Annotated in this window: 13 protein-coding genes; all 13 read right to left on the bottom strand. The window is 70.8% G+C overall.

What is annotated here, in order from left to right; all coding sequences use genetic code 11:
• Positions 1–13: 13 nt before the first annotated feature.
• The 13 genes from SCAB_RS13685 to lysA all read right to left on the bottom strand — a co-directional run bounded on the left by SCAB_RS13685 (position 14) and on the right by lysA (position 16,393).
• Positions 14–1,252 carry a serine hydroxymethyltransferase gene (locus tag SCAB_RS13685; RefSeq protein ID WP_013000664.1) on the bottom strand — a complete coding sequence of 413 codons (1,239 nt, stop codon included), beginning with the start codon at positions 1,250–1,252 and terminating at the stop codon, positions 14–16.
• Positions 1,253–1,361: 109 nt separating this feature from the next.
• The gene (locus SCAB_RS13690; RefSeq protein WP_037728589.1) at positions 1,362–2,033 is read right to left on the bottom strand and encodes an arsenate reductase/protein-tyrosine-phosphatase family protein; all 672 of its coding nucleotides are present in this window, start codon (positions 2,031–2,033) and stop codon (positions 1,362–1,364) included.
• Complete coding sequence (locus SCAB_RS13695) at positions 2,030–2,677, bottom strand: L-threonylcarbamoyladenylate synthase (protein ID WP_013000666.1); 648 nt, start codon at positions 2,675–2,677, stop codon at positions 2,030–2,032. The genes SCAB_RS13690 and SCAB_RS13695 overlap by 4 nt, the downstream gene beginning before the upstream one ends.
• A 71-nt stretch (positions 2,678–2,748) precedes the next feature.
• Positions 2,749–3,594, bottom strand: coding sequence for a peptide chain release factor N(5)-glutamine methyltransferase (prmC, locus tag SCAB_RS13700; protein WP_013000667.1), 846 nt, complete (start codon positions 3,592–3,594; stop codon positions 2,749–2,751).
• 39 nt (positions 3,595–3,633) lie between these two features.
• On the bottom strand, positions 3,634–4,710 hold the full coding sequence (gene prfA / locus SCAB_RS13705) for a peptide chain release factor 1 (protein ID WP_013000668.1): 1,077 nt from the start codon (positions 4,708–4,710) through the stop codon (positions 3,634–3,636).
• 138 nt (positions 4,711–4,848) lie between these two features.
• A complete protein-coding gene (rpmE, locus tag SCAB_RS13710; RefSeq protein WP_013000669.1) occupies positions 4,849–5,070 on the bottom strand; it encodes a 50S ribosomal protein L31 in 222 nt (73 codons plus the stop codon).
• A 176-nt stretch (positions 5,071–5,246) separates the two neighbouring features.
• Positions 5,247–6,392, bottom strand: a complete 1,146-nt coding sequence (locus SCAB_RS13715; protein ID WP_013000670.1) for an LCP family protein — start codon at positions 6,390–6,392, stop codon at positions 5,247–5,249.
• Positions 6,393–6,603: 211 nt separating this feature from the next.
• Entirely contained in the window at positions 6,604–8,337 is a 1,734-nt protein-coding gene (locus SCAB_RS13720) for a trypsin-like serine protease (protein WP_013000671.1), read from the bottom strand.
• A gap of 148 nt (positions 8,338–8,485) precedes the next feature.
• Positions 8,486–10,519: a transcription termination factor Rho gene (gene rho, locus SCAB_RS13725; RefSeq protein WP_173402873.1), complete on the bottom strand. Its 2,034-nt coding sequence runs from the start codon at positions 10,517–10,519 to the stop codon at positions 8,486–8,488.
• Positions 10,520–10,927: 408 nt separating this feature from the next.
• Positions 10,928–11,881 carry a homoserine kinase gene (gene thrB, locus SCAB_RS13730; RefSeq protein WP_013000673.1) on the bottom strand — a complete coding sequence of 318 codons (954 nt, stop codon included), beginning with the start codon at positions 11,879–11,881 and terminating at the stop codon, positions 10,928–10,930.
• A 367-nt stretch (positions 11,882–12,248) separates the two neighbouring features.
• Entirely contained in the window at positions 12,249–13,307 is a 1,059-nt protein-coding gene (gene thrC / locus SCAB_RS45865) for a threonine synthase (protein WP_013000674.1), read from the bottom strand.
• A gap of 6 nt (positions 13,308–13,313) precedes the next feature.
• Entirely contained in the window at positions 13,314–14,612 is a 1,299-nt protein-coding gene (locus tag SCAB_RS45870; protein WP_037729205.1) for a homoserine dehydrogenase, read from the bottom strand.
• Positions 14,613–15,001: 389 nt separating this feature from the next.
• A complete protein-coding gene (gene lysA, locus SCAB_RS13745; RefSeq protein WP_013000676.1) occupies positions 15,002–16,393 on the bottom strand; it encodes a diaminopimelate decarboxylase in 1,392 nt (463 codons plus the stop codon).
• Positions 16,394–16,471 lie beyond the last annotated feature (78 nt).

Raw genomic sequence — 16,471 nt, forward strand, 5'->3', positions numbered from 1 at the left:
CGTCTACCCCACCTCAGCGCGGATACGGCGGAAATCTTCCGGCCAGGTCCCGTACTTCTTCACGGGTCCGCTTGCCGTCCCCGCCCTCCCGCAGGGCCCCCGCGAACAGTACGGCGAGCCGGGCCATCTCCGTCTCGCCCATGCCCTGGGTGGTCAGCGCGGCCGTACCGAGCCGCAGGCCACGGGCGTCTCCGTGGGGCAGGGCACAGCAGTCGAGGACCATCCCGGCGGCCGCCAGCCGGCCGCGGGCGGTGCGTCCGTCGACGCCGAGCGGCGCGGGATCGACGGTGAGCAGGTGGGTGTCGGTACCGCCGGTGACGACCACGAGCCCCTCCTCGGCCAGCCCCCGGGCCAGTACGCGGGCGTTCGCGACCACCTGATGGGCGTACGCGGTGAACGCCGGTGTCGCCGCCTCGCCGAACGCGACGGCCTTCGCGGCGATGGTGTGCATCTGCGCGCCGCCCTGCGTGAACGGGAACACCGCCCGGTCCACGCGTTCGGCCAGCTCGTCCCCGCACAGCAGCATCCCGCCGCGCGGCCCGCGCAGCACCTTGTGCGTGGTGGCGCACACGATGTCGGCGTACGGCACCGGGCTGGGCGCCGCTCCCCCGGCGACCAGCCCGATCGGGTGGGCGGCGTCGGCGATGAGGTAGGCCCCCACCTCGTCGGCGACCTCCCGGAAGAACGCGTAGTCGATGTGGCGGGGGTACGAGATCGACCCGCAGACGACGGCCTTGGGCCGGTGTGTGCGCGCGAGGGTCCGTACCTGCTCGTGGTCGATGAGCCCGGACTCCGCCTCGACCCCGTACCCGACGAAGTCGAACCAGCGCCCGGAGAAGTTCGCGGGCGACCCGTGGGTGAGGTGACCGCCGAAGTGCAGGCCCATCGCGAGCACGGTGTCGCCGGGGCGCAGGAGGGCGGCGTACGCGGCGAGCACGGCCGAAGAGCCCGAGTGGGACTGGACGTTGGCGTGTGCGGCCCCGAACAGCGACCTCGCCCGTTCCACGGCCAGCCGCTCGGCGACGTCCACCATCTCGCAGCCGCCGTGGTGCCGGGCCCCCGGATAGCCCTCCGCGTACTTGTTCGCGAGCGGTGAGCCGAGGGCGGCCAGCACGGCCGGCGAGGTGAAGTTCTCCGCGGCGACGAGCTGCAGCGTCGTCGCCTGCCGATCCAGCTCGCCGAGCAGGATGTCGGCCAGCTCGGGGTCCTGCCGCCGCAGGACATCGGCCTCTAGGACAGGGGTGACCGACATGGTGGACTCCGGGGCGTCGACGGTGACGTAGCACCAATGTAGGCCCGGGACGCCCCGCGTGCGCGACGTCGTGCCCGCCGACGTCCGCGGGACCGGGGCCCGGCGACGGCTACGCCCGGGCCGGCACCCCTGTCAGCGCGGTCACGACGGGGTCCAGTGCCTGGTGTATCTCGTCGCCGACCGACCGGAAGAACGGGAGAGGCGCGCCGTACGGGTCGTAGACCTCGTCGGCCTCGGCGGTGGGGGCCAGGAGCCACCCGCGTAGAGCGGCGGCGGCACGGACCAGCGCGCGTGCGCGGACGACCATGCCCTCCTCCAGGGAGGGCAGGGTGGTGGGGTCGATGGCGCGGACCAGGCGGGTGAACTCCTTGAGGGTGAACGTGCGCAGCCCGGCGGAGTGCCCCATGGAGATGACCTGGGCCCGGTGGTCCCGGGTGGCCGTCAGCACCAGGTCGGCGCGGATGACGTGCTCGTCGAGCAGCTCACGCCCGGTGAAGCCGGAGGCGTCCGCGCCGAAGTCCGCGAGGACCGCCTCCGCGTTCGCCTCCATGGGCGCCCCCTCGTGCCCCCACGTCCCGGCGCTCTCGACGACCAGACCTCCCCAGAGCGGGTCCCCGAGCCGGTCCGCGAGGGCATGCCGGGTCAGCCGCTCGGTGATCGGTGAGCGGCACACGTTGCCTGTGCTGACGTGGAGGATGCGGAAGGTGTCCCGCGGCAGCCCCGTGAAGGTCCGCGTCTCTTCCCCGTCCCATATGCCACGCCCCGCGTCAGGGGCCGTCAATTCGCCACCTCGAGGTCGGGTACGACCTTGCGCAGCTCCTCCGCCGACAGGGCGCCCGCCCGCAGCAGGACCGGCACCTTGCCCGTGACGTCGACGATCGAGGACGGCTCGATGCCGGGGGTCGGGCCGCCGTCGAGGTAGACGGAGACGGAGTCGCCCAGCATGGCCTCGGCGGCGTCGCAGTTCTCCGGGGCCGGGTGCCCGGTCAGGTTGGCCGAGGAGACCGCCATGGGGCCGACTTCGGTCAGCAGTTCGATGGCGACGGGGTGCAGCGGCATGCGGACGGCGACGGTGCCGCGGGTGTCGCCGAGGTCCCACTGCAGCGACGGCTGGTGCTTGGCGACGAGGGTCAGCGCGCCCGGCCAGAAGGCGTCGACCAGCTCCCAGGCCATCTCGGAGAAGTCCGTGACGAGGCCGTGCAGGGTGTTCGGGGAGCCGATGAGCACGGGCGTGGGCATGCTGCGGCCCCGGCCCTTGGCCTCCAGGAGGTCGGCCACGGCCTCGGCGGTGAAGGCGTCCGCGCCGATGCCGTACACGGTGTCCGTCGGCAGCACCACGAGCTCGCCCCGGCGGACGGCGGACGCGGCCTCGCGCAGACCGGTGGCGCGGTCGGTCGCGTCGTTGGTGTCGTATCGCCGTGCCATCTAGCGGGCCTCCTCGTACACGTACTGCTGCTGGGGGGTGGTGACGGGGCGCGTGCCCCTGCTCGTGCTCATCAGGGCAGCGCCTTGCGGGCGGTCGCGAACCGCGGCCGGTTGTTGAGGTCCGGGTGGTCGGCCGCGTCGGCCCAGCCCCGCTCCTCGGTGAAGATCCACGGCACCTGGCCGCCCTGGGTGTCGGCGTGCTCGATGACGACGACACCTCCGGGGCGCAGGAGCCGGTGTGCGGTGCGCTCCAGGCCGCGGATGAGTTCGAGACCGTCCTCGCCCGAGAACAGGGCGAGTTCGGGATCGTAGTCGCGGGCCTCGGGCGCCACGTACTCCCACTCCGTGAGCGGGATGTACGGCGGGTTGGAGACGACGAGGTCGACCTGGCCGTCGAGGTCGCGGAAGGCGTCGAGGGCGTTGCCCTGGCGCAGGTCGACGCGGGAGCCCGCCATGTTCTTGCGGGTCCACGTCAGGGCGTCCTCGGACAGCTCCACGGCGTGCACCCGCGAGCGCGGCACCTCCTGGGCGAGGGCGAGCGCGATGGCGCCGGAACCGGTGCACAGATCGACGATGAGCGGCTCGACGACGTCCATCGCGCGCACGGCGTCTATGGCCCAGCCGACCACCGACTCGGTCTCCGGCCGGGGCACGAACACCCCTGGCCCGACCTGAAGTTCGAGGTAGCGGAAGTACGCGCGTCCGGTGATGTGCTGGAGCGGCTCACGCTGCTCGCGCCGGGCGATGACCTCCCAGTAGCGGGCGTCGAAGTCGGAGTTCTTGACGGTGTGCAGCTCGCCCCGCTTGACGCCGTGCACGAACGCGGCGAGCTCCTCCGCGTCGTTGCGCGGCGAGGGCACGCCGGCGTCGGCCAGGCGCTGGGTGGCCTGGGCCACTTCCGCGAGCAGCAGGTTCACGCAAGTCCTCCGTCGTACTTCTTCGTGCTCGGGCGTGCCTTACGCGGCCGCCAGCTTCGCGGCCGAGTCCGCGTCGACACAGGCCTGGATCACCGCGTCGAGTTCGCCGTCCAGGACCTGGTCCAGGTTGTACGACTTGAATCCGACCCGGTGGTCCGAGATGCGGTTCTCCGGGAAGTTGTACGTGCGGATCTTCTCGGAGCGGTCGACCGTGCGGACCTGGCTGCGGCGGGCGTCGGCGGCCTCCCGCTCCGCCTCCTCCTGCGCCGCCGCGAGCAGCCTGGAGCGCAGGATACGCATCGCCTGCTCCTTGTTCTGCAGCTGGCTCTTCTCGTTCTGGCAGGAGGCGACGACTCCGGTGGGGATGTGCGTGATGCGCACGGCGGAGTCGGTGGTGTTGACGGACTGCCCGCCGGGCCCGGAGGAGCGGTAGACGTCGATCCGCAGGTCGTTCGCGTTGATCTCGACGTCGACCTCCTCGGCCTCGGGGGTGACGAGCACCCCGGCCGCGGAGGTGTGGATGCGGCCCTGCGACTCGGTCGCGGGCACCCGCTGCACGCGGTGCACCCCGCCCTCGTACTTCAGCCGCGCCCAGACGCCCTGGCCGGGCTCGGTGGCACCCTGGCCGCCCTTGGTCTTCACGGCGACCTGGACGTCCTTGTAGCCGCCCAGCTCGGACTCGGTGGAGTCGATGATCTCGGTCTTCCAGCCGACGCGCTCGGCGTACCGCAGGTACATGCGCAGGAGGTCACCGGCGAACAGGGCGGACTCGTCGCCGCCCGCGCCGGCCTTGATCTCCAGGATGACGTCCTTGTCGTCGCTGGGGTCGCGCGGGACGAGGAGCAGCCGCAGCTTCTCCGTCAGTTCCTCGCGCTGCTTCTCCAGCTCCTTGACCTCGGCGATGAAGTCCGGGTCGTCCGCGGCGAACTCGCGGGCCGTGTCGATGTCGTCGCCGGTCTGCTTCCAGGTGCGGTACGTGCCGACGATCGGGGTCAGCTCCGCGTAGCGCTTGTTCAGCTTGCGCGCGTTGGCCTGGTCCGCGTGGACCGACGGGTCGGCGAGCTTCTTCTCCAGGTCGGCGTGCTCCCCGACCAGTTCCTCGACCGCCTCGAACATCTCTCCGGCTCCCTGTACGAACGTTGTGAGTGGGCCGGTCCCGGGGGCGTCGCCCCCGGTCCGTGCCTGTGCGCTGCACCGCAAAGCGCCGGTCCCGATGCCCCCGGAGGGGCACCGCGGACCGGCGCTGGGGGCTCGCTACTTCTTGGCAGCGGTGGCCTTGCCGAAGCGGGCCTCGAAGCGGGCCACGCGGCCACCGGTGTCGAGGATCTTCTGCTTGCCCGTGTAGAACGGGTGGCACTCGGAGCAGACCTCGGCACGGATGGTGCCGCTCTCGATCGTGCTACGGGTGGTGAACGACGCGCCACAGGTGCAGCTGACCTGCGTCTCGACGTACTCGGGGTGGATGTCGCGCTTCAAGGTGTCTCCTAGGTTCGGGAGGGCGCCGGGTCGCCGCCGCGGGATGCGGGAGCGTGAACCGGAGCCGACGTACCAGTCTGCCAGCACTGGTGCCATCTCCCCAAACCAGGGGGTGGGCTCAGGTATTCCCCGCCGCCCCGCCTCCGCCGTACGGCCGCCCCGGTTCCCCGTGCCGCTCAGGTGCCGGCGCGCACGACGCCCTCGGCGCTGCCCGTCGCCGTGCCCTTCGTCGCCGCCTTCGGGATCGGCCTGTCGGCCTTCAGGGCCGCCCAGACCTGCTTCGCCTTCGCCTCGTCCACCAGGACGCGGTTGGGGTCGTCGGGGTCGTACTGGACCGGCATGGTCACCATCGTCATGTTCTTGGCGCCGATGCCCTTGAGGCCGCTCGCGAAGGACGCGAGGTCGTTGACGGTCTTCAGGTCGGAGTCGGTGGTGATGGCGTCGGTGGCGGAGACGGCGAGGTCGTACGCCTTCTTCGGGTTGCCGAGGACGCCGACGTCCTTGACCTGCTCGATGAGTGCCTTGATGAACGCCTGCTGGAGCTGGATGCGCCCGAGGTCGGACCCGTCGCCGACCCCGTGCCGGGTACGGACGAGGCCGAGGGCCTGCTTGCCGGTGAGCGTGTGCTCCCCCGCCTTCAGGTTCAGGTGGCTGTCCGGGTCCTTGATGTCCTTGGTGGTGGTGATGTCGACCCCGCCGAGGACGTTGATCAGCTTCTCGAAGCCCGCGAAGTCGACCTCGATGTAGTGGTCCATGCGGATGCCGGTCATGGACTCGACGGTCTTCACCGCGCACGCCGCGCCACCCGTGGAGTACGCGGAGTTGAACATCGCGTACGAGGCCGCCGGATGCGTCGTGCCCTTGGCGTCGGTGCACTCCGGCCGCTCGACGAGGGTGTCCCGGGGTATGGAGACCACGCTGGCCCGCTTGTGGCCCTCGTAGACGTGCACGACCATCGCCGTGTCGGAGCGGGCGCTGCCGTCGTCGACACCGCCGCCGAGCTTCTTGTTGCTGCCCGAGCGGGTGTCGGAGCCGAGGACGAGGATGTCCTGCGAGCCGTTGTCGACGTCGAGGGGCCGGTCGGTGCCGAGGGCCTGGTTGATGTCGACGCTCTTGATGTTGCCGTTGAGCTTGAAGTACAGGTACCCGATGCCCGTGCCGCCCAGCACGAGCACGCCCGCGGCGGTCCACAGGACGGCGACCGCCGCTTTGCTGTGGCCGCCGCGTGTCCTGCGGCGGCGGCCCTTGCTCGCCCGGTGGCGCGGGCCGGTGGTGCCGGGACTGCCCGGGTTGCCGGTTGCCTGCGTGTTCTCGGCGGACATCTGCTCCTCGGTTCCCTTTCCGGTCGGTTACCCCCTGCGCTCAGGCCCAGGCCTGCCGGGACGGATGTGGCCATACCGCTCCATGGTCACTCCGTTCGGTCAGACGGAGTAATCCGGGAAAGGGTTGCACGACGAACGGTGCCCATCGCGTAGAACGCGATGGGCACCGTGAGTGACCGATGAGCCCGGGGAGCCGGGCTCACCTGGTGTTTCAGCCGAGCAGGTCGTACTGGGCGTAGCTGCTGCCGACCGAGCCGCGTGTGCCGAAGATCTCGCTCGTGGCCTTGCCGGTGCCCTTGTAGAGGTAGAGCGTGCCGGCCGGGGTACGGGCCAGGAGGTCCGCCCTGCCGTCGCCGCTCACGTCACCGGGGGTGATCAGCGTGTTGTAGGAGCTCCAGTCCGAGCGGACCTTGATCTTGGCGGCGAAGGCGCCCGTGCCGGACTTGCCGGTGCCCTTGAACAGGTAGATGTTCGAGCCGGTCTTGGTGCGCGCGATCAGGTCGGCCTTGCCGTCGCCGGTGAAGTCGCCGTGACCGAGCACCGCGTTGTACGAGTTCCAGCCCGTGCTGACCTTGACGCGGGTGCCGAAGGAGCCGGTGCCCTTGCCGGGGTAGATCCACAGGGAGCCCGCTGAGTCGACCGAGAGCACGTCGGGCAGGGCGTCGCCGGTGACGTCACCCGGGGTGATGATCCGGGTGCGGGTCTTCCAGTCGTCGAAGATCTGCGTGGTCGTCCAGGTCTTGGACGAGGGCACGTACCGCCGCCAGAAGACGTCACCGTCGGAGGAGCGGCGCAGCACGAAGTCCTGGTAGCCGTCCCGGTTCAGGTCGGTCTGCTGGACGAGGTTGTAGCCGGTCCAGCTGCCGTTGGAGCTCAGGGACGCGCGGTCGCCCAGCTTGGAGCCCGTGGAGGCGCGGACGTAGCCCGTGCCGGTCTCCTTGTTGCGCAGGAAGACGTCGGCCTTGCCGTCCCGGGTGATGGCGGCGTCGTCGACGCGCGGGTAGGTCGCGCCGACGTACTTGCTGACCTTGGCGAAGACCGGGTAGGCGCCCTTGGCGACGCAGTCGATGACGCCCCAGGAGACGACGCCGACGACCTTGTTGTTGACCACGAGCGGGCCGCCGGAGTCACCGTTGCAGGTGGCGGTGGTCGTGGCGTCGGTGCCGCCGGCGGGCTTGCCCGCGCAGACCATGTGGCCCTTGATGAAGTAACTGTCCCACGTGGCCCCGCAGGTGGTGTCGCTCACGATCGGCAGCGTGGCCGTCTTGAGCTTCTGCGAGATGTCGTCGGTCTTGGAGCTGGTACGACCCCAGCCGTACGCCTTGGCCGAGGTGCCGGCCTTGTACGAGGCGGTGTCGTCCGAGGTCGTCATCTTGATCGGCGTGGCCTTGACCGGCGCCGACAGCGTCAGGACGGCGACGTCGTTGTCGATCGCCGCCTCGTCCCACGAGGAGTGGTTCCACTGGCGCGTCAGCGTGCTGCGGGTGCCGCCGTGGTAGTCGACGTGGTCGAGGGTGCCGTCGTCGTTGTAGACGGCCGTGGGCAGCTGGTCGGTGCCGGTGATGATCTCGCCGTACTTGACCCAGTCGAAGTAGTCCTTGTCGACGCAGTGCGCGGCGGTGAGGATCTTCGTCGGCGAGACGACCGAGCCGCCGCAGAAGAAGCCGAGGTCCTGGGTCGGGTCGTAGTACCAGAGCTGCGCCATCCACGGCGCCGAGCCGATCGTGGTCGTCGAGCCGCCGATGATCTGGGCGGACCGTTCGAGGCCGCCGTCGGAGCTCGCGCTCGACGACGGCTGCCGCTCCGGAAGGTTCGCGTTCGCGGAGTCGCCCGCGGCCATGGCCTTGGCGATCCGCACGTCCAGTGCGTCGGGCGTCGTGCCGGTGTCGGCGGAGACCCCGCTCGCCGACGTCAGCAGCAACGCCCCCGCTATCGCGGCGGCCATGGCTCCGGACAAGGGTCTAGCCACTCGATTCCCCCCTGGGATTACAACAATTGTTCCGAGCATGAAGACCGTGATCGTACACGTGTCCCCCTACAGAAAACTGGGGCCACCCTCACATGGAGGGTGGCCCCAGCGCAGTGCTTTTCGACTAGTCGCCGTTACCGGGCATCGGCGTCGTCTTCTGGATCTGCAGCAGGAACTCGCCGTTCGACTTCGTCTGCTTCATCTTGTCCAGAAGCAGCTCGATCGCCTGCTGGGAGTCGAGCGCGTGCAGCACACGTCGCAGCTTCCAGGTGATGGCGAGCTCGTCGCTGCCGAGCAGGATCTCTTCCTTGCGGGTACCGGACGCGTCGACGTCCACCGCCGGGAAGATCCGCTTGTCGGCGAGCTTCCGGTCCAGCTTCAGCTCGGCGTTGCCCGTGCCCTTGAACTCCTCGAAGATGACCTCGTCCATGCGGGACCCGGTGTCCACCAGCGCGGTGGCGAGGATGGTCAGCGAACCGCCGTCCTCGATGTTGCGGGCCGCACCGAAGAAGCGCTTCGGCGGGTACAGGGCGGTCGAGTCGACACCACCGGACAGGATGCGGCCGGAGGCCGGCGCCGCCAGGTTGTACGCACGGCCCAGACGCGTGATCGAGTCGAGCAGTACGACCACGTCGTGGCCCAGCTCGACGAGGCGCTTGGCACGCTCGATGGCCAGCTCGGCGACCGTCGTGTGGTCCTCGGCCGGACGGTCGAAGGTCGAGGAGATGACCTCGCCCTTCACCGACCGCTGCATGTCGGTGACCTCTTCCGGACGCTCGTCGACGAGGACGACCATCAGGTGGCACTCGGGGTTGTTGTGCGTGATCGCGTTGGCGATCGCCTGCATGATCATGGTCTTGCCGGTCTTCGGCGGGGCCACGATCAGACCGCGCTGGCCCTTACCGATCGGCGCGACGAGGTCGATGATGCGGGTGGTGAGCACCCCCGGGTCGGTCTCCAGGCGGAGCCGGTCCTGCGGGTAGAGCGGCGTCAGCTTGTTGAACTCCGGTCGGCCACGGCCCGATTCGGCGGCCATGCCGTTCGCGGAGTCGAGGCGGACCAGCGCGTTGAACTTCTCGCGGCGCTCGCCGTCCTTGGGCTGGCGGACCGCACCGGTGACGTGGTCACCCTTGCGCAGGCCGTTCTTGCGGACCTGGGCGAGGGACACGTACACGTCGTTCGGGCCCGGCAGGTAGCCGGAGGTCCGGATGAACGCGTAGTTGTCGAGGATGTCCAGGATGCCCGCGACGGGGATCAGGACGTCGTCGTCGGCGAGCTGCGGCTCCGGGGTGCCGATCTCGTCACGGCCGCGACGGCCACGACGGTCCCGGTAGCGGCCGCGACGGCCACGGCGTCCGCCGTCGAAGTCGTCGTCGTCCTGCGGGCCGTTGTCACGCTGACGGTCACGGTCCTGGCGACCGCCGCCCTGCTGCTGGCCCTGCTGCTGGCCGCGGTCACGCTGCGGCTGGCCGCCGCCCTGCTGACCGCCGCCCTGCTGCTCGTCGCCCTTGCCCCGGCGGCCGCGCTCGCCGCGCTCCGCGCGGTCGGTGCGCTCGCCGCGGTCCCGGCCGCGCTCACGGCGGCCCTGACGGGCCTCGCCCTGGTCACCGGCGTCGGCCTTGGCCTCGGCCTGGACCGGCGTCTCGGCCTTGGGCTCGCTCTTGGCCTCGGCGGTGACCGTCTCGGGGCTGCCCGCGTCGGCGGTGGCACGGCGTCGGCGGCGCTCGGTGGGCGCCTCGTCCCCGCCGGCCGGCTGGCCGGGGATCTCGATCTGCTGCTGGGCCACGGCCTTCGCGGCGGGCGCCTCGGCCTTCTTGGCGGGGGCCTTCTCGGCCGGGGCCGCGTCGTCGCCCGTGCGTGCCTTGGAGGTGGCGCGGCGCTTCGGCTTGGTCTCGGTGGCCGCCTCGGCCTTGGCCGGGGCGCCCCCTCCCGCCTGCGCGTCCTTGATGACCTCGATCAGCTGGCTCTTGCGCATCCGCGCGGTGCCCCTGATGCCGAGGCCGGATGCGACCTGCTGCAGCTCGGCCAGCACCATGCCCTCTAGGCCGGTGCCGCGGCGCCGCCGGGAGCCGGCACCGCTGGCAGGCGCGGCGTCCGTGGCGGGCGCGGCAGCGGTGTCCTCGACACGTGCGCCCATCAGATCGGTGGTGTCGCTCACGAAGGGTCCTTCCCTGGAGCGGACGTCGGCCTTCTGGCTCGGCGACCGTTTGTGCTGTCCGGCTTCGGCCCTGTTCGGGTGGACCGTGCCGGGGCGGTGGTCCGCCAAAGGCGGCGGAGGAGATTTCTGATGATTCGGCGCTTTCCGGGCCGTGGCACTGAGTGTCCGTGTCACGGGGATCGGCGACGCGCCTGTTCCGGGGCCTGCTCGGCAGACCGCTCAGTGCCTGCGTACGGCGTAGAGCTTGACGTACGAAGCACAGTGCGGCTTGGGAGACTCCCGGAAGAAAGGTTGTCCCTGACGGGGACGATAAGCACCTCGCCATGGCTGGGGCAGGTGCAGACTTGAGGTTAACACTACCGGATCCAACAAACATTCCCCCTCTCGAAATCCCGCAACCGGACTCCGCTATTCCTCGGCGCCGTCGGCGCCGGGTCCGGTGACGGTGGTGGTGAGCGGCAGGACGCACGCCCCTCGGGCGTCGAGGTCCAGCCGGTTGGCGGCCCAGCCCGCACCCGCGAGATCGGCCACCTTGTCGGCACTCGCGTCGTCGGCCAGGGCCAGGACGGTGGGTCCGGCGCCGGAGATGACCGCGGGGATGCCGTCGGCCCGCAGCCGCTCGACCAGGGCCGTGCTCTCCGGCATGGCGGGCGCCCGGTACTCCTGGTGCAGCCGGTCCTCGGTGGCGGGCAGCAGCAGCTCGGGGCGCCTGGTCAGGGCTTCCACCAGGAGCGCCGCCCGGCCCGCGTTGGTCGCGGCGTCGACGTGCGGGACGGTGCGCGGGAGCAGTCCGCGCGCCGTCTCCGTCAGCACGGGCTTCCCGGGGACGAAAACCACCGGAACGATGGAATCCGCGGGGTCCATCCTGATCGCGCGCGCGGCGCCGCCCTCCATCCAGGAGAGCGTGAAGCCGCCGAGGAGGCAGGCCGCCACGTTGTCGGGGTGGCCCTCGATCTCCGTGGCCAGTTCGAGCAGCGCGGCGTCGTCCAGCCGGTTGTCGCCGCCTATGGTCACGGCGCGGGCGGCGACGATGCCGGCGCAGATGGCGGCGGAGGAGGACCCCAGGCCCCGGCCGTGCGGGATACGGTTGGCGCACACGATCTCGAGGCCCCGGGGCTGTCCGCCCAGCAGGTCGAAGGCGGTGCGCAGGGAGCGTACGAGCAGATGCCGCTCGTCGCGCGGGAGCGTCTCGCTGCCCTCCCCCGCGATGTCGACGTGCAGGCCGGAGTCGGCCACCCGGACGACCACGTCGTCGTAGAGCCCCAGCGACAGGCCGAGGGCATCGAAGCCCGGGCCGAGGTTGGCGCTGGTGGCGGGGACGCGCACCCGTACGGCGGCGGCGCGGAACGCTGGACCGGCCATCGCTCGATGACTCTCCTTGAGCTGCGGGATCGACGATTGTCGAATGACATTCGAGGCGTACGTGAGGACCCTGCGGCCGTTCAGGACGGCACGGCGCCGCACCCCAGGGGGGCATATGCGGCGGGCGGGTTCACTACAGCCTATCGAAGGAAGGTTCTGTGGCGACATAGGGCGCACAAGAGGCGCACGATGCGTGTCGTAAGCCCCCTGTGCACCCCCTGTCGGGTCCTGTCAGGGTTATCCCCCGGGAATCGCCGTCTACGCGCGACTCCCAGGTCTTTCGGAAGGCTGGGCGAGAGGATACGCGAGCGGTCGGCCTACGCTCGCCCGAGCGTAGGCGTACGGCCGCCCGCGCTCGGGCGTACGGTCAGGCGAGACCGAGGCGCTCGGCCGCCGTCGCCGCGTCGACCGGGACGGTGACGGGCTGCGGGGCGCCCGCGACGGCCCAGTCGGGGTCCTTGAGGCCGTTGCCGGTGACCGTGCAGACGATCGTCTGGCCCGGGTCGACCTTGCCCAGCTCCGCGGCCTTCAGCAGACCGGCCACCGAGGCGGCGGAGGCGGGCTCCACGAAGACGCCCTCCTGCGCGGCCAACAGCCGGTAGGCGCGCAGGATCTCACGGTCCGTCACCTCGTCGATGAGGCCGCCCGACTCGTCCCGCGCGGCCAGGGCGTAGTTCCAGGACGCGGGGTTGCCGATGCGGATCGCGGTGGCGATCGTCGACGGGTCCTTGACGACCTCGCCGCGCACGATGGGCGCGGAACCGGACGCCTGGAATCCCCACATGCGCGGGGTCCTGGACGCGATCCCGTCGGCGGCGTACTCCGTGTAGCCCTTCCAGTACGCCGTGATGTTGCCCGCGTTGCCCACCGGCAGGACGTGGATGTCGGGGGCCTCGCCGAGCATGTCCACGATCTCGAACGCGGCGGTCTTCTGGCCCTCGATGCGCACCGGGTTCACCGAATTGACCAGCGCCACCGGGTAGTTGTCGCTCAGTTCACGCGCCAGGGTGAGGCAGTCGTCGAAGTTGCCGTCGACCTGGAGGATCTTCGCGCCGTGCACGAGGGCCTGGCCCATCTTGCCCAGCGCGATCTTCCCGCGCGGGACGAGCACGGCGGAGACCATGCCCGCGCGGACCGCGTAGGCGGCCGCGGAGGCGGAGGTGTTGCCCGTGGAGGCACAGATGACCGCCTTGGCGCCCTCCTCCTTCGCCCGCGTGATGGCCATGGTCATGCCCCGGTCCTTGAAGGACCCGGTCGGGTTGGCACCCTCGACCTTGAGGTGCACCTCGCAGCCCGTGCGCTCGGAGAGCACCTGCGCGGGTACGAGGGGCGTGCCGCCCTCCCGGAGCGTCACGACCGGCGAGCTGTCGGAGACGGGCAGCCGGTCCCGGTACTCCTCGATGATTCCGCGCCACTGGTGGGTCATTGCTGGTTACTCTCCTTCAACCCGCATGATGCTGGCGACACCCCGCACGGTGTCGAGGTTGCGCAGCGCCTCGACGGTCCCGCTGAGGGAGGCGTCCGAGGCGCGATGGGTCACGACGACGAGAGAGGCCTCGCCACCGCCGTCTTGCCGTCCTTGCTGCCGCACCGTATCGATCGACACCCCGTGCTCCGAGAACACGGTCGCCACCTGGGCGAGAACACCCGGTTTGTCGGCCACGTCGAGGCTGATGTGGTAGCGGGTGGTCACGTCGCCCATCGGCGAGACCGGCAGGGCGGCGTACGCGGACTCGCCGGGTCCGGTGGCGCCCGCGAGCCGGTTGCGGCACACGGCCACGAGGTCGCCGAGCACGGCGGAGGCGGTCGGGGCGCCGCCGGCGCCCGGCCCGTAGAACATCAGCTGCCCGGCGGCGTCGGACTCCACGAACACGGCGTTGTAGGCGCCGCGCACGGAGGCCAGGGGGTGGGTCAGCGGGATCATCGCGGGGTGCACGCGCGCCGTGACGGAGCCACCGTCCGCGGCCCGCTCGCAGATGGCGAGCAGCTTGATGGTGCAGCCCATGTTCTTGGCGGAGGCGAAGTCGGCCGAGGTCACCTCGGTCATGCCCTCGCGGTACACGTCGTCGAGCCGTACGCGCGAGTGGAAGGCGATGCCGGCGAGGATCGCGGCCTTGGCGGCGGCGTCGAACCCCTCGACGTCGGCGGTCGGGTCGGCTTCGGCATATCCCAGGGCGGTGGCCTCGTCGAGGGCCTCCTGATACCCGGCGCCCGTGGAATCCATCTTGTCGAGGATGAAATTGGTGGTGCCGTTGACGATGCCCATCACCCGGTTGATCTTGTCGCCGGCGAGGGACTCGCGCAGCGGCCGGATCAGCGGGATGGCACCGGCGACGGCGGCCTCGTAGTAGAGGTCCTTGCCGGCCTCATTGGCCACGGCGTGCAGCGCGGCACCGTCCTGGGCGAGGAGCGCCTTGTTGGCGGAGACGACGGAGGCGCCGTGCTCGAACGCGGTGGTGATGAGGGTGCGGGCGGGCTCGATCCCGCCGATGACCTCGACGACGACGTCGATGTCCCCCCGTTTGACCAGGGCGGTCGCGTCGGTGGTGACGAGCGCAGGGTCGATGCCCGTGCGCACGCGCGAGGGCCGGCGGACCGCCACGCCCGCGAGTTCGACGGGGGCGCCGATACGGGCGGCGAGGTCGTCGGCGTGCGTCGTCATGATGCGCGCCACCTCTGAGCCGACGACCCCACAGCCCAGCAGCGCCACCTTCAGCGGACGCGTACGCATCATCCGACCTCGTTTCCTCACATACCGACATACCGAATACGGTGGAACCAGTCTCACTCACCGGACGGGAGTTTCTATCCTTCGTCCGGATCGTGAGACATCTATTTCATTTTCACCGGGCCTGGAGACGGAGATCTTTCGGCCCGGGTTGAGTGATGTTCTTTTGTTGTGCGGTGTGGTGCGGCGTGGTGCTGTGCGGTGCGATGCCGGGCGCGTGGGGTGGGGGTGCGTCACCCGGCGCGCAGGCGTGCGGCTGCGGATACCGCCCGCCCCGCGCGCGGATCAGCTGACCACTCGAACCGGCGCGCGGGGCGTACGAACGGCGCGTGGACCGTCCGAGCCACGGGTGGTGCACCGGTACGCCCCGGCGGACGCACGTAAATCATCAATCATCCGACATCGAGACGCAGCAGATCCTCCTCCGTCTCCCGGCGGACGATGACGCGGGCCTGTCCATCATTGACGGCGACGACCGGCGGCCGCAGCACGTGGTTGTAATTGCTTGCCATGGAACGGCAGTACGCGCCGGTCGCCGGAACGGCGATCAGGTCACCCGGTGCCAGGTCCGCCGGCAGGAACGCGTCCCGCACCACGATGTCACCGCTCTCGCAGTGCTTGCCGACCACGCGCGCGAGCATCGGCTCGGCCTCGGAGGTCCGCGACACCAGCGCGACGCTGTACTCGGCGTCGTACAGCGCGGTCCGGATGTTGTCGGACATGCCGCCGTCCACGGAGACGTACGTCCGCAGCCCGTCCAGCGGCTTGATGGTGCCGACCTCGTACAGCGTGAACGCGGTGGGGCCGACGACGGCGCGACCCGGCTCGACGGAGATCCGCGGGGTCCGGAGCCGGGCGGCGTCGCACTCCCGGTTGACGATCTCGGTCAGGGCCTTGGCGATCTCGTGGGGCTCGCGGGGGTCGTCGGCGCTGGTGTAGGCGATGCCGAGCCCGCCGCCGAGGTCGATCTCGGGCAGCTCGACGCCGTGCTCGTCCCTGATGTCCTTGAGCAGTCCGACGACACGGTGGGCGGCGACCTCGAACCCGGAGGTGTCGAAGATCTGGGACCCGATGTGCGAGTGGATCCCGATGAGTTCGAGCCCGTCCAGCCTGAGCGCCCGCCGCACGGCCTCCGCCGCCTGCCCGCCGGCGAGCGGGATCCCGAACTTCTGGTCCTCGTGGGCGGTGGCGATGAACTCGTGCGTGTGCGCCTCGACGCCGACGGTGACGCGGATCTGCACCCGCTGCCGCCGGCCGAGCGACTGGGCGATGTGGGCGACCCGCACGATCTCCTGGAAGGAGTCGAGCACGATACGGCCGACGCCGGCCTCGACGGCACGGTGGATCTCGTCGGTGGACTTGTTGTTGCCGTGGAAGGCGATGCGGTCGGCGGGCATGCCGGCGGAGAGGGCGGTCGCCAGCTCACCACCCGAGCAGACGTCGAGGTTGAGCCCCTCCTCGTGCAGCCAGCGCACGACGGCCCGGGACAGGAACGCCTTCCCCGCGTAGAACACGTCGGCGTCCTGCCCGAAGGCCGTACGCCAGGCGCGCGCCCGCGCCCGGAAGTCGGCCTCGTCGACGAAGTACGCCGGCGTACCGAACTCCTCCGCGAGTGCCTTCACATCGATCCCGCCGACGCTGACGACTCCGTCCTCGGCCCGGGTCACGGTCTGCGCCCACACCTTGGGGTCCAGCACGTTCAGATCGGCGGGCGGGGCGGCGTAGTGCCCCTCGGGAAGCACGTCGGCGTGACGGGGACCGGCGGGGTGTGCGGAACGGCTCATGTCTGTACGGCTTTCTGTGAACTCTGGTGTGGCTGCGGGGCGGGGGCCGGGGCTCGGCAGCCGGGGCCGGACGGGGCC

Source organism: Streptomyces scabiei 87.22 (genome assembly GCF_000091305.1).
In the GTDB taxonomy this organism is placed as follows: Bacteria; Actinomycetota; Actinomycetes; order Streptomycetales; family Streptomycetaceae; genus Streptomyces; species Streptomyces scabiei.